The organism is Rhodococcus sp. KRD197 (assembly GCF_017168235.1).
Lineage (GTDB): Bacteria > Actinomycetota > Actinomycetes > Mycobacteriales > Mycobacteriaceae > Rhodococcoides.
Map to the genome: position 1 here is coordinate 67680 of NZ_JABFAO010000010.1, position 13326 is coordinate 81005.

The window sequence follows — 13326 nt, forward strand, 5'->3', positions numbered from 1 at the left end:
CCACTCACATGCGACGAAGTCGCCTACTCCTTGGAGAGGTTCGTGCGGGGGATGACCTCGGTCTGATCCGTCGTCCAGTCGCGGTTACGGGGTTCGGTCGGTGCAGCCGCGCCGCCACCGTCATCGTTGCGCCGCGGCGCGTTGCCACGTGCGGGCCGATGGTCGCCCCGATTGCCGCGTACTCCGAGCACGATGCCGACGATCAGCGCGATGAGACCGAGGATGCCGAGGACTATCGGGACGGTGCGCCCGAACAACGAAATCTGGTCCATGCCGTCACGGGCCTGCTGCAGCTGGTACTCGACGGTGTTCTCGTCGAAGGTGAGCGGAACCCGCAGGACGTCGACCTCGGGGTCGCCTGCCGTGCGCGAGTAGTACTGGTGGAGCTGCTCATCGCCCTTGACGACGACGCCGGTCTTGGGTTCGACCCACAGCGTGCGGGTGTTCTCGTACCAGCGGGTCATCGTGACCGGGGTTTCGCCGCCCTCGACCCCCCACGTGGCGGCAGGCAGAGTAACGCGGTTGGTGGGGATGTTGACCACGGAGGACAGGTCGACCGGGGCAATGGTCTGCTCGTACTTGTAGACCGGCGTGCCATTGATCTCGGTCTCTTCGACGAAGTCGATGTCCTGCGATACGCGGGCGTTGATGTCGAAGTACGGGTACGACTTCTGCTCGGCGCCGAACGGGAACTTGTATTGCAGTCCTGTGTGCGGCACTTCGTCGGCGGGCTCATCGGCCTGAACCTGAATGGTTCCGATGGGATTCTCGACGGGCATGCTCGTCACGCGGTCCAAGGTGACGCGGTCGACGGTCGCCGAGCGAAGTCCTGTCTCGCCCTGCACATCGGTGCGTCGAAGAGTGGTTCCGGCCTGCAGCGTGATGTCATCGGCACCGGATGGCTCCTCGACGGTGACGAAGCGCTGCGACACGAAGGGAACGTCCTCGTCCACCACGGCGCTACCAGCAGCGAGTGATGCGGCATCCAGCACGCTTCCGGTGCCCGTCGAGACGGTGGTCACCTCGAGATCGAGCGGTGTCTTCTCGAGACGGGGCACCGTGTAGGTGGGAATCATAATGGCCGCTACCAGCAGGAATGCGCCCAAGCCAACGAGTATGAGGGCAACTATCCGGCTCGGCCCTGAGCGCTCCGCCATGTAAAAATCTCCCTTGGTCGTGTTCCGGCGCGCCGCTGCTTCCACCCGACAGGTTCGGGCAGGGTACGCCCGTGCTGGAGTGTCCGATTGGTATCGCCACGTCGTTTGGTGACAGTAACAGTGATCACCTCGCGTGGGCGCGAGTGACACTGCTTGTGCAGGGAATGCTTGACTGGTCGGGAAATGAACACTCCCATCCAATCGTCGGCGCCGGACGTGTTGCCGCTGCGTGGGTTCATTCCTTCACTGGAGGGGATGCGCGCGTTCGCTTCGCTCGGCATCGTCGTCACCCACGTTGCATTTCAGACGGGGGCTGCGGCGTCACCTGTGGTGGGGCGCATTTGGGGCCGGTTCGATCTGACGGTCGCAATCTTTTTTGCGTTGTCCGGATTTCTGCTCTGGCGCGCTCATGCCGCCCAGGCGCGGGGGCTGGGCACCGCTCAGCCCATCGGGACGTACCTGTGGTCTCGCGCCGTCCGAATCCTGCCGGCGTACTGGGTGGCTGTGACGCTGACCCTGCTGTTCTTGCCCGATGCGGGCGGCAGCTGGAAGGTGTGGGTGGCGAATCTGTCGTTGACGCAGGTGTTCGTGCCGTTGACCCTGACCGAGGGCCTGACCCAGATGTGGTCCCTGTCGGTGGAGGTGGCGTTCTATCTGCTGCTGCCGATCGCAGCTCTCGCGATGACGCTGCTGCGCGGTGATCGTGCCCATCTGCGCATTCCGCTACTGGCGGGTGTGTCGGCGCTGAGTTTGTCGTGGGCCTTTCTCCCGATTCCGACGCTGGATGGAATCAATCACGACAATTGGCTGCCGGGCTACCTTCCATGGTTCGCGGCGGGGATGTTGCTTGCCGAGTACTCGACGCGCCGCGAAACGTGGTTGCACCGCCTGGCTGCCCGCCGCGTCGTCATCGCCTGCATAGCAGCAGTGGCATTCGTACTGTCGGCGACGCCACTCGCGGGCCCGGAGGGGCTGGTGCGTCCGGAGCCATGGCAGTTCGCTATGAAGGTCGCCCTCGGCGGCGTCCTCGCGTTCGCGTTGCTGGCGCCGCTCGTCCTCGGCGATGGCGCTGCGTCGAAGCACCGGATTCTCGAGCACCCGGTGATGCTGACGTTGGGCAGATGGTCGTACGGAATCTTCATCTGGCACCTGGTGGTTCTGGCGATGGTGTTCCCGGTATTCGGGATCATCCCGTTCTCGGGGCATTTCGTGCTGGTGCTGGCCGTGACCGTGGCGTTGTCGATCCCGATCGCCGCAGCGAGTTACGCGCTCGTCGAGGAGCCGGCGCGGCGGGCGCTGAAGTCTCGGCGCGCCCGTGCACAGAGCACGTCACAGACGGGCGCGTAGCGCGCTCACGGCCACCGCGATCAGCGCGATCAGCGCCGCCAGCTGGATCGCGTACGAGTGCCCGACGTAGCCGTCGGGTGCCCGCCAGGGGCCCGTCGACAGCAGGGCAATCGCCAGCAACGTTCCGCCGCAGGCGAGACCGACCAGCACTCGGTCTTCGGCTCCTGCACCGAATCGGCGCCTGAGGAACTCCGCTGTAGCCGCCACGACAACCGTCGCGACTATTCCGGCAACCCCGGCGGTCACGGCCACTGCGGCCACCAACGCCGCCCAGGCGAGCACTCTGCTTTGCCACGGAAGCGGAGGACTGTCGCCGTCGACGCGGCCACGCCGCAGTGCCAGAAACGTCAACGGAATCAGCAGTAGCAGTCCGCCGAAGATGCCGAGCCGGTACCACCCGTCGGTGGCGAACTCGAGCGTGACCGTGCCGGCTGCTCCGGCGGGCACGATCCAGCCCTGTTGCCATCCGTCGACTGTCACCGGGGTCAGCTCGTTGCCGTCGGGCCCCGTTGCGCGCCAGCCGATGTTGTTGCTCTCCGGGACGACAACCAGTCGGTCGGTGTCGTGCGAGGGCACGTCGATCTCGCGGCGGTCGGCATCCCATCGATTCGTCTCGACCGCCTGTGGCGCCGAACTTGTCGCACTCACAGCGGGAACCGGCATGGTGCGCAGGCGAACCCCGTCGACGAAGAATGCCGCTCCCGGGTCCACGACGATGTCCTGCCGGCCTTCTGGGAGCGGAATGGGATTGAGATCGGCGTTCTCGACCGGGAATGGGCCCTCGCACAGAGTTGCTCGCAGCGGCGCACCCGAACGAAGCTGCGCTGCAGTGCCCGTCACCGAAGCGCGGACAGTCTGGCCGGCGATCGACATGACCGGGCCCACATCGCAGCCGACGGTGATGCTCCGCTCCGCATCGAAGGGAGCGCCCACCTCGCGACCGCCGGACAGTACGGCGACCTCGGCCAGCCCGGGAGGCGTGGGCTGCACGAAGCCGAGCGAGTTCTTGTCGAGCACGTCGTCCCAGTCGACCAGCGACAGCACGATTCGATCGGTCACCTGCGGGAACAATTCGATCGTCGTTGCTTCGTCCGGGTCCACCTCGCGAACCTGCGGCCCGGCACCCAGATCCACCGCGACCGATGTCGGATGAACAGGCAGGGCGCCGCGGCTGGGGGTGAGTGTCAACCCGTCGACGAGGGTCGGCTCCGGCAGGGAGATGGTGAGCGTCGGCTGGGTGCCGGCGCGATTGTCGATGCTCGACGGGGCGGCGGTCCAAGACGTGCGTCGATCGCCGTCGGTTGCCGCGAAGGCGGAGCCTTGGAGGTCGCCGACGTCCGAGGCTCCGGTCGCGACGGGACGGCCGGGCTGCGACAGCAGGGATTCGAGCTCCGGGCTCTGCCGCGTGCGCAGCGTCAGTTCCGGGAGTACTGCAGTCCCCTGCGGCACAGAGAGGGTGCGGGTGAAGCGCCCCAGCTCCTCCGGGGCGACGGAGAGTCCGCTGCTACAGCGAATGCGATCCTGGGTGTCGACGCAGCCCGACCGCCCTGGGAACTCCTGGCTCAGCTCCCAGGCAGTGACGTCCGCGCCGGTTGCGACCTCCGGGAGGACCGTGCGGTGCACAATCGAAAGCTGCTGGGGCGCATCGCTGTTGGAGTAGTCCTCGACCGAGAGCTCGCTGATCCCGAACTGACTCCCGTTGGTGCCGCCCACCGTCGACCGTGCGGTGATCCGCAGCCATGATGTGGAGCCACCGGGCAGCGATACCGTCATGGGCTCACCCGGCTCGTCGACCCGTGCGGCGGTACTTCCGTTCTCGGTGGTGATTTCGAGCCATCGAACCGGATCGCCGATGGTGCCGGGACTCGTGCGCAGACGAAGCAGACCCCCTCGCAGGGGCTCGTCGAAATCGAGCTGGAGCCACTCGCCCACAGCGCTGTCGATTCCGTTGCTGACCCAGCTCGTCGCGAGATCACCGTCGACGACCGCGGCGACGCCGTTACCCGGTTTCGTGCCGCCGATCTGCGTCGCGTCCGAGGCTGAACTGGATGCCGTGATCGACGCACCCTCCCATTCGGCGTTCACCGTCTCGGCGCCGTCGACCGGGTAGTCGGCGACCTCGTTGAGGGAGCGACGCGGCTCGTCGACCGACCGCAACGCGGAGTTGTGGTTGTCCACCTGACCGAAATCGGTTTCACGTCGTGTCGGTGTGTCCGTCACGGTCACCTCGTCGACCGTCAAACCGGCGGCCTCGGCATCGGAGGCCAGGATCACCGGGCCCTGCGGGACCGGTTGCGGAACACCCCGTCCCCGTTGCTCGTTCAACCGCTGCAGCGACTCCGGGCCGCCCTGCACGAACGGCACACGGTCGAGATCGACGGTGTACGGCCCGGACACTGCGGTAGAAGCACCGACGGTGTAGATCTCCACTGCCGGATACGGCGGCCGCAGGTCCCCGTCGACAGTGACGTCCTCGGTCGACCCCGGCGCGATGTCGTCGCCGAACTCGGCCACCTTCTCGAGCCCCGGGGAGCCGTCGAGCGCTGCATGGACCAACGCCGGACGCGCCGAGCGGGAGGACTCCGGATCGAGATCGTTGCGGACGACGACGTAGTGAATGCCCTGACCGAGCAGGGTATCCGCGAGTCCAGCCGACGGGCGACCGTCGGCGAGGAGCCGTTGCACCGAGTCGAGGGCGCGGATCGCGCCGGGCGGCGTCAACGGCACGGAATCGCGCACCGCCCACGGCGTCGTGGCGAGGGCTTGCAGCGGTTCGTCTCGGGTCAGGCCCCATGTCTGCAGCGCGAACGGGGCGCCGGGGACGACGAGGGCACGCTGCGCGTCCGAACCGTCGGGGGAGGTGCCCGACGCGTTCTCGGTGAGCCAGTCCGCGGCGTCGTGCCAGTAGTCGGGGACGGCCTCGTAGGCGCCGCGAGGGGCCAGCTTTCCGGTCCAGGCCAGCGACGTAGAGAACGTCAGCGCGACGAGAACGAGCCCGGCCACGGCGACCATCTTGTCTCGCTCCGGGTGGGCGATCGCGTGACGCCACTCCGCGGGCGCGGCAGAGCCTGGCAGTGGAACTTTCGCCAGCAGGTGAGCGAGCCCGAGCACCAGTGGAATTCGGACGAGCGGTTCGAGTTTGTGGACGTTGCGCAGCGGTGCGCCCGCGGAATCGAGAAACACTCGGACGCTGTCGGCGATGGGGGAACCGAGCTCGCCGACATACCCTGCGGTGAGTCCGACGATGCCGACGAACAGCAGAACCGTCAGGCGACCGCGTGCGGGCATCGAACGCATCGCCAGTCCAGCCAGCCCGGCGGCCGCGATTGCGCCCGTCGCGATGACGGCGGCGGGTTGGGTGACGAGAACGGCGCCGGCGACGCGCTCCGGGGACACGAACGGCGTCCAACTGCTGGTGCCGCGCAGAATCTCGGCGAGCGATGCCCATTGCGTCGTGGTGCCGGAGGATTCGATGTAATCGAGGAACGGTGGGCTGACTCGCCCGAGCAGCAGCAGCGGAACGATCCACCACAGCGTCGCGAGAAGGAGAAATCCCGTCCACCAGCCGGAGAAGACGAGCCACCGGCGGTTCGGGCGGTGACACAGGACCCAGACGACGCCGACGAGGCAGGCAGCTGCCGTCGCGACGGCATTGACGGCACCCATCAATGCCACCGCCAACGCCGATTGGGCGGCCAGTGACCGCACCCCCCAGTTCTGCGGGGTGGATCCGAAGGCCCGAACGATGGGAATGAGCACCCACGGCGCCAGCATCATCGGCATCGTCTCCGACGAGATCGACGTGAGGGTCGTGACGACGCGCGGGGAGAGCGCAAAGGCGGTCGCGGCGATCAGACGCGAGCTGCGACTGCCGATACCGAGAGCTTCGGCGAGCCGAACGATTCCCCAGAATCCGGCGATCAGCAGCAGCGCCCACCAGATGCGCTGCGTGATCCACGGCGGGATCGCGAGTACGTCACCGAGCGCGAAGAACGCTCCGTGCGGAAAGAAGTAGCCGTAGGCCTGGTTCTGCACCTGCCCGAGTGGTGCTTGGGCGGTCCATTGATGCGCGGCGCGCGCAAGAAATCCGAGAGGATTCTGCGTCAGGTCGTATTTGGTATCGGCAACGGTGTAGCCGGGAACCTGCAGAAGGGAAAGCGCAAGCGCCAGAGCCGAGACACCGAGAAGCCATCTACGACCGAGTGGTTCGGAAGAGATCGAAGCGCCGAGTTTCAGCGGCTGCCGTACTCGACCTGGTTCAACAGCGAGGAATCAGCGTTGCCCGATCGGTCGATCTCGGGACGGGTGTTGTCCGACGCCGCCGCCGTCACTCCGAACACGGCACCTGCGCCCAACACCGCACCGGCCACAGCAGCAATAATCCCCGGGACAGCGAACTTCATCTCGGTACTCCACTTTCCTCGACACGGCAATCACGAGCGACGGCTGACAATCCCCCGCGCGCGGATCACGCTATCACCTGGATCGGCCCGTCCTGGGTTGCACGCGCTGCTACTTGCCCGGCGGAACGATCAGAACGGGTCGGTGGCTGTGTCGCAGCACGTGGTCGGCAACCGAACTCTGCAGTAGCGAGCGCAGACCGGTAGTGCCCCTGGTGCCTGTGACAATGATGTCCACGTCCAGGTCGTCGGCTTTTTCGACGATGGCGCTCCAGATTGCCGTGGTGCATTCGGTGCAGTGTCCCTCGACGCTCAGACCGGCCTCCCCCGCGAGCCTGACGCCCTCGCTGTTGATGATCTTGGCGTCGGTGAGTGCAACGTCCTCGGCCTCGTCGTCGGGGACCCACTCCGGCTGCATGACACCGGAAAGGCCGGACAGTCTGGCGGCCTGACGCACCATCGGTTCCCAGGCCGTAACGACGAGTGCGCGCTTTGTCATCAGAAACCGCCCGGCGTATTCGATTGCGCGTTTCGCGTTGTCGGAGCCGTCGTAGGCGATGAGAATCAGATCTGCAGGCATCGTGTTTCCTCCTGATGTCGCGTTTGTCCGAGCCTATCGCGTGACGGCGTCCTTTCGCGGTGCGTCGGAGGTGTCGGCTACCGTCGGTTGCCATGACGAAGCTCCGCTCGCCCCTCTCCGTAGCCGCGCTGTTGGTCGGTGTCTCTGTCACTGCCTCGTGCGCTGGGGGAGGTACGGAGGCGGCTGCTCCGTCGCCGACGGTCGCTGCGGCGTCCTCCACATCGCTCACACCGGATCCGACGACCGAACCTGCTCCTCCGGTCGACGCGTGCGCGGTGTTCGTCGGAACCCTGACCGAGCGGCAGCGTCTTGCCCAACTACTCACCGTCGGCGTCACCGGGACGGCCGACGCGGTCGACATCATGGCCCGCGAGCAGGTCGGCGGCATCTTCATCGGGAGTTGGACCGACACCGCGACGCTGGCGAACAGAGAGGTCCCGCAGATCGTCGACGCCGCGGCGGTGCCGCCGATGGTCACCATCGACGAGGAGGGCGGCCGCGTATCCCGCGTCGCGAATCTGCTCGGAGAGGTCCCCTCGGCGCGGGAGACAGCGCAGACGATGACCGTCGACGAGACCTACCAGCTGGCGCTCGAGCGGGGACGCGGGCTGAAGGATCTGGGTGTGACCGTCGACTACGCCCCCGTCGTCGACGTCAGCAGTCAACCGGACAACTCGGTGATCGGCGATCGGTCCTTCTCCGCCGATCCCGACCAGGTGGTGGCCTACGCAGGCGCGTACGCGCAGGGGCTGCGCGACGCCGGGATCGCGTCCGTCATCAAGCATTTCCCCGGTCACGGCTCGGGATCGGGAGATTCGCACACGGGCGCGGTGTCGACGCCGCCGCTGGATCAATTGATGCAGTCGGATCTGATTCCCTTCGCGGCGCTCTCGCCCACCGGGGTCGGCGTCATGATGGGGCATCTCGACGTGCCCGGGTTGACGGCCCCCGGTGTGCCCGCCAGCATCAGTCCGGCCGCGATGTCGCTGCTGCGCGACGGTGTCGGCTACGGTGCGGCACCGTTCACCGGTCCGATCTTCACCGACGATCTCAGTGGGATGGCGGCCATCACCGACCGTCTCGGCATCGTCTCCGCAGTGGAGGCGGCAGTCGTCGCCGGCGCCGATGTAGCGTTGTGGCTCACCACCGACGACGTCCCTCAGGTGTTGGACAACCTCGAGGATGCTGTCTCGACGGGACGATTGCCTGTAGACCAGGTCGATCGCTCCGCAGCGACTGTCGCGCGATTCAAGGGTGCCTGCTAGATTCCGACACGTCGACGCTGGGGACGCGAGCTTCCTTACCGTGGAGTAATGTCATGGGTTCGACGTTGTTTGGAGGACACATGGCTGGCGGCACCAAACGACTGCCCCGCGCCGTGCGAGAACAGCAAATGCTAGACGCTGCGGTGGATGTATTCTCGGACAAAGGTTTTCACGAGACCTCCATGGATTCGATCGCCAAGCAGGCGGCGATATCCAAACCGATGCTCTACTTGTACTACGGCTCCAAGGATGAACTGTTCGCTGCATGCATCGCGCGCGAAGGCGTCAAGTTCGTCGAGGCGCTCACCCCGGCCGCCGACCCGTCGTTGACTCCACGCGAGCAACTCCGAAGCGCCCTGCTCGGGTTCCTCGGATTCGTCGGCGAACACCGCAAATCGTGGATGGTGCTCTATCGCCAGGCCATCGGTCAGACCGCGTTCGCCTCGCAGGTCCAAAGCAGCCGCGATCGTCTCATCGAGCTCACCGCAGGACTGCTCGAGATGAGCACCAAAGACCCCGAACCGGGCCAGAATTTCGCGCTGATGGCCGTCGCCCTCGTCGGCGCAGGTGAAGCCGTCGCGGACCGCGTCGCCGGTGGAGAGATCGAGGTCGGCGACGCCGCTGACCTCCTCGAAAACCTCGCCTGGCGCGGACTGGCGGGCAAGAAGAGCGCGTCCACGCCCTGAGCCGCTTTGTGGTGACCGAATGGGGCCTTCTCACACTCTGAGTGACCGAATGTCACATTCGCTCCGTCGGGGTGACCGAATGTCACCTTCGCACACTCTGAGTGACCGAATGTGACATTCGCTCCGTCGGGGCACGCAAAAGGGGTGACCGAATGTGACATTCGGTCACCCCCGCGGGTGATGCTGGAGCATTTACCGCACAGTGGCGGTGAGGTACGGGTACCCCTTCTTCGGGTGCTTGAGCGACAGGTCCCAGCCTGCGCCAACGGATTCTGCGTACACGTTGATGGTGGACGGCAGAACGATCGGCTTGCCGAACCGGATCTTGTAGGTCGACTTGCCGGGAAGCCTGCCTTCGATGATCTGGAGAATTGCTGCAGCACTCCACATTCCGTGGGCGATGGTCTTCGGGAAGCCGAAGGCCTTGGCGCCCAGGGTGGAGACGTGAATCGGATTGCGGTCACCCGAGATGGCCGCGTACTTGCTGATCGTCCTCTGATCGACGCGGAGTGTACGAGTCGGGGGCGGCGGCACCTCGTCGGCGGGAGGAGCTTCGCGCGGCCCACCGGACAGTGAGGTCTTCTGCAGACTCAGGAAGGTCGAGGTCTGCTTCCAGACGAGTTCACGCCCGACACTGACTTCGCTGATGAGATCGACCAGCAAACCCTTTCGGTGCTCGCGCAGGTTCTCCGCGTGCACTCGAATATCGAGTGGCTCCGACACCGAGATGGGCCGCAGCTGCTCGATCACGTTCTCGGCGTGTACGGATCCGATGGCCGCGAAGGGAAATCCCTTCGACACCATCAGCTTCATCACCGTCGGGAACACGAGCGTGAACGGGTAGGTCACCGGCAGCGTGTCACCGAACCGGAGCCCCGTCGCCCGGCAGTACCCGGCCAGGTTGTCCGGATCCACCCGCAGGCCGCGAAGCTCGAATTCCGTGTCCGGTACCGAGGACGATTTGGAGCCGAGGAACGGCAGGGCTCCGAGTGCTGCGGCAGCGTAGATATCGGAGGTCTTCGGCTGCTCCGAGAGCTGGATGACGCTCATGCGCCGAGCAGGCTCTGGCCGCACACGCGGACGATCTGGCCGGTGACGGCGTTCGAGGCAGGGCTAGCGAAGTACGAGACCAGTTCTGCGACATCGACGGTCTGGCCACCCTGCAGAAGGGAGCTCATGCGTCGTCCTGCTTCACGGGTGGCGAACGGGATGGCGGCCGTCATCGCGGTTTCGATGAAACCGGGTGCCACGGCGTTGATCGTGATTCCCTTTTTCGCGAGAACAGGCGCCGACGCGTGCACGAGGCCGATGACGCCCGCCTTGGATGTGCCGTAGTTCGTCTGGCCGCGGTTGCCTGCGATGCCTGCGATGGACGAGACGTCCACGACGCGTCCACCCTCCTTCAGTGCGCCGGTCTCCACCAGGTGGTCGGTGATCCGCTGCGGTGCAAGAAGGTTGACGCCCATGACCGAGTTCCAGCGGCTCTCGTCCATGTTTGCGAGCGTCTTGTCGCGGGTGATTCCGGCATTGTGCACGATGATGTCCGCGCCGCCGTGCCGCTCGAGCAGGTGCTTGGAAAGTACTTCGCCGGCGTCGTCGGCGGTGACGTCGAGCGAGAGGGAGGTGCCGCCGATCTTGTTGGCGACCTCGGAAAGTGCATCGCCCGCAGCGGGGATGTCCGCGGCAATCACGGTTGCGCCGTCGCGAGCGAGCACCTCGGCGATGGTCGCGCCGATTCCGCGAGCAGCACCGGTGACGACGGCGACCTTGCCGGCGAGCGGCTTGTCCCACGAGGCCGGGGCTTCGGAGTCGGCGTCACCGACGGCGATGACCTGGCCGTCGACGAACGCGGATTTCGCCGAGAGCAGGAATCGAAGGGTCGACTCGAGCCCGGAGAGTCCGGTCGATGCTTTGGGGGAGACGTAGACGAGCTGGGCGGTGGCGCCGTGCTTGACCTCTTTGCCGACACTGCGGGTGAAGCCTTCGAGTGCACGCTGGGCGATGTGCTCGTCGACGCTGGCGGTCTCCTCGGGAGTCGTTCCGATGACGACGACGCGGGCCGACGACGCGAGGTTGCGGATGACCGGCTGGAAGAACTGGAACAGCTGCTCGAGCTCGGAGACGTTTCCGATGCCGGTGGCGTCGAAGACCAGGGCGCCGTACTTGCTGTCGTGCGGCTGGGCCTGCGGGTAGTCCGAGAGGAGCTCCCGAAGCGGTTCCACGAGTCGACCGCTACCGCCGATGAGGACGGGGCCGGCAAGTGGTGGCTCGCCTTCCTTGTACCGCCGCAGGTTCTCGGGCTGCGGCAGACCGGCCTGCTTGGCGATGAATGCTCCCGGCGCGGACGCCAGGAATGTTGAGTACAGGTCTGGGGCTCCCTTGGTGGCTGCCACTATCCTACCTTTCACTTGGCGCCTTCGCGGATGGAGACGAAGGACATGACCGGGTGTCGACAACCAACTTACTCGCCAGTAAGATGAAACTCCACCAGGGCTATTTTCAGCGATGTTTGGAGACGTAAAGTGACAAGCAAGCAGCTACGACCGGTCGCAATCGTCGGTGGCAACCGCATCCCGTTCGCCCGCTCGGACAAGAAGTACGCCCAGGCATCGAACCAGGACATGCTCACCGCCACGATCGACGGTCTGGTCAGCAGGTTCGGGCTCCAGGGCGAGCGCCTCGGCCTCGTCGTCGCCGGTGCGGTCCTCAAGCACAGTCGCGACTTCAACCTCACCCGCGAAACCGTGCTCGGCAGCGCGTTGAGCCCCTACACCCCGGCCTACGACATCCAGCAGGCGTGCGGCACGGGACTGCAGTCGATCATCGCGGTCGGCGATGCCATCGCCTCGGGCCGTATCGATGCAGGTATCGGCGGCGGCGTCGACACCACCTCGGACGCGCCGATCGGCGTCAACGACGACCTGCGTGAGTTCCTGCTCTCCCTCAATCGCGCGAAGTCCACCCCGGACCGCCTCAAGCTGCTTGCCAACGTCCGCCCGTCGATGCTCGGACTCGAGATCCCGCGCAACGGTGAGCCGCGCACCGGCATGTCGATGGGCGATCACGCTGCCGTCACCGCCAAGGAGTTCGGGATCGGCCGTGAAGAGCAGGACGCTCTGGCGGCTGCGAGTCACCAGAACATGGCGGCGGCCTACGACCGCGGCTTCTTCGACGACTTGGTGACGCCGTTCCTCGGCCTCACCCGCGATGACAACCTGCGTCCCGGATCCACCGTCGAGAAGTTGGCGACGCTCAAGCCTGCCTTCGGCAAGAAGCTCGGCGACGCGACGATGACCGCCGGCAACTCGACGCCTCTCACCGACGGTGCGTCGGCCGCTCTGCTGTCGAGCGATGAGTGGGCTTCGGAGCACAACCTGCCCGTTCTTGCGCATCTCGTCGACTCCGAGACTGCCGCTGTCGACTACGTCCACGGCAATGCCTCCTTCAAGGATGGCTTGCTCATGGCACCGACTTACGCCATTCCGCGTCTTCTCGCACGCAACGGGCTTACGCTGCAGGACTTCGACTACTACGAGATTCACGAGGCGTTCGCATCCGTCGTGCTCGCGACGCTGCAGGCATTCGAGAGCGACGAGTACTGCAAGGAACGGCTTGGCCTGGACAGTGCGCTCGGGTCGATCGACCGGAGCAAGCTCAACGTCAACGGATCCTCGTTGGCAGCGGGCCATCCGTTCGCCGCGACCGGTGGCCGCATCGTCGCCTCGCTCGCAAAGATGCTTGCGGAGAAGGGATCGGGTCGTGGCCTGATCTCCATCTGCGCCGCCGGTGGCCAGGGCGTCACCGCAATCATCGAACGCTGAGCGTCTCGAACTTCGAGCGCTGATTTTTCGGCGCTCGACCCAGGGGGCAAACGGTCGGCGGATCCGTTGA

At 65.9% G+C, this 13326-nt stretch carries 10 protein-coding genes; 4 read left to right on the forward strand and 6 right to left on the reverse strand.

The genetic code is table 11. From position 1 onward, the window contains the following. Positions 1–23: 23 nt before the first annotated feature. Positions 24–1157, reverse strand: a complete 1134-nt coding sequence (locus J1M86_RS15165; protein ID WP_206510521.1) for a DUF3068 domain-containing protein — start codon at positions 1155–1157, stop codon at positions 24–26. A 183-nt stretch (positions 1158–1340) separates the two neighbouring features. On the opposite strand from J1M86_RS15165, the gene J1M86_RS15170 reads away from it, so the two are divergent. Next, entirely contained in the window at positions 1341–2504 is a 1164-nt protein-coding gene (locus J1M86_RS15170; RefSeq protein ID WP_206510522.1) for an acyltransferase, read from the forward strand. Here J1M86_RS15170 and J1M86_RS15175 read toward each other — a convergent pair. The 3 genes from J1M86_RS15175 to J1M86_RS15185 all read right to left on the reverse strand — a co-directional run bounded on the left by J1M86_RS15175 (position 2487) and on the right by J1M86_RS15185 (position 7484). Further along, complete coding sequence (locus J1M86_RS15175) at positions 2487–6740, reverse strand: alpha-(1->3)-arabinofuranosyltransferase (protein ID WP_206510597.1); 4254 nt, start codon at positions 6738–6740, stop codon at positions 2487–2489. The two genes, J1M86_RS15170 and J1M86_RS15175, sit on opposite strands and share 18 nt — an antisense overlap. Continuing rightward, positions 6737–6907, reverse strand: a complete 171-nt coding sequence (locus tag J1M86_RS15180; RefSeq protein WP_075840369.1) for a DUF2613 domain-containing protein — start codon at positions 6905–6907, stop codon at positions 6737–6739. The genes J1M86_RS15175 and J1M86_RS15180 overlap by 4 nt, the downstream gene beginning before the upstream one ends. 109 nt (positions 6908–7016) lie before the next feature. Next, the gene (locus J1M86_RS15185; protein WP_206510523.1) at positions 7017–7484 is read right to left on the reverse strand and encodes a universal stress protein; all 468 of its coding nucleotides are present in this window, start codon (positions 7482–7484) and stop codon (positions 7017–7019) included. A 92-nt stretch (positions 7485–7576) separates the two neighbouring features. Between J1M86_RS15185 and J1M86_RS15190 the strand changes: the two genes are divergently transcribed. Both J1M86_RS15190 and J1M86_RS15195 read left to right on the forward strand, forming a co-directional pair. Further along, positions 7577–8749, forward strand: coding sequence for a glycoside hydrolase family 3 N-terminal domain-containing protein (locus J1M86_RS15190; protein ID WP_206510524.1), 1173 nt, complete (start codon positions 7577–7579; stop codon positions 8747–8749). Between the two features lie 80 nt (positions 8750–8829). Then, entirely contained in the window at positions 8830–9435 is a 606-nt protein-coding gene (locus J1M86_RS15195) for a TetR/AcrR family transcriptional regulator (RefSeq protein WP_206510525.1), read from the forward strand. Positions 9436–9627: 192 nt separating this feature from the next. Here the strand turns inward: J1M86_RS15195 and J1M86_RS15200 are convergent, their stop codons facing one another. Next, entirely contained in the window at positions 9628–10485 is an 858-nt protein-coding gene (locus J1M86_RS15200; RefSeq protein WP_206510526.1) for a MaoC family dehydratase, read from the reverse strand. Next, positions 10482–11828, reverse strand: a complete 1347-nt coding sequence (locus tag J1M86_RS15205; RefSeq protein ID WP_206510527.1) for a 3-oxoacyl-ACP reductase — start codon at positions 11826–11828, stop codon at positions 10482–10484. The genes J1M86_RS15200 and J1M86_RS15205 overlap by 4 nt, the downstream gene beginning before the upstream one ends. 129 nt (positions 11829–11957) lie before the next feature. Here J1M86_RS15205 and J1M86_RS15210 point away from each other — a divergent pair, with 129 nt between their 5' ends. After that, positions 11958–13256: an acetyl-CoA C-acetyltransferase gene (locus tag J1M86_RS15210; RefSeq protein ID WP_075840365.1), complete on the forward strand. Its 1299-nt coding sequence runs from the start codon at positions 11958–11960 to the stop codon at positions 13254–13256. Positions 13257–13326 lie beyond the last annotated feature (70 nt).

What these genes read in the sequence shown, in the direction of transcription:
- J1M86_RS15165 (WP_206510521.1), bottom strand. Translation starts at nt 1,157, where the DNA reads ATGGCGGAGCGCTCAGGGCCGAGCCGGATAGTTGCCCTCATACTCGTT.
- J1M86_RS15170 (WP_206510522.1), top strand. Translation starts at nt 1,341, where the DNA reads ATGAACACTCCCATCCAATCGTCGGCGCCGGACGTGTTGCCGCTGCGT.
- J1M86_RS15180 (WP_075840369.1), bottom strand. Translation starts at nt 6,907, where the DNA reads ATGAAGTTCGCTGTCCCGGGGATTATTGCTGCTGTGGCCGGTGCGGTG.
- J1M86_RS15185 (WP_206510523.1), bottom strand. Translation starts at nt 7,484, where the DNA reads ATGCCTGCAGATCTGATTCTCATCGCCTACGACGGCTCCGACAACGCG.
- J1M86_RS15190 (WP_206510524.1), top strand. Translation starts at nt 7,577, where the DNA reads ATGACGAAGCTCCGCTCGCCCCTCTCCGTAGCCGCGCTGTTGGTCGGT.
- J1M86_RS15195 (WP_206510525.1), top strand. Translation starts at nt 8,830, where the DNA reads ATGGCTGGCGGCACCAAACGACTGCCCCGCGCCGTGCGAGAACAGCAA.
- J1M86_RS15200 (WP_206510526.1), bottom strand. Translation starts at nt 10,485, where the DNA reads ATGAGCGTCATCCAGCTCTCGGAGCAGCCGAAGACCTCCGATATCTAC.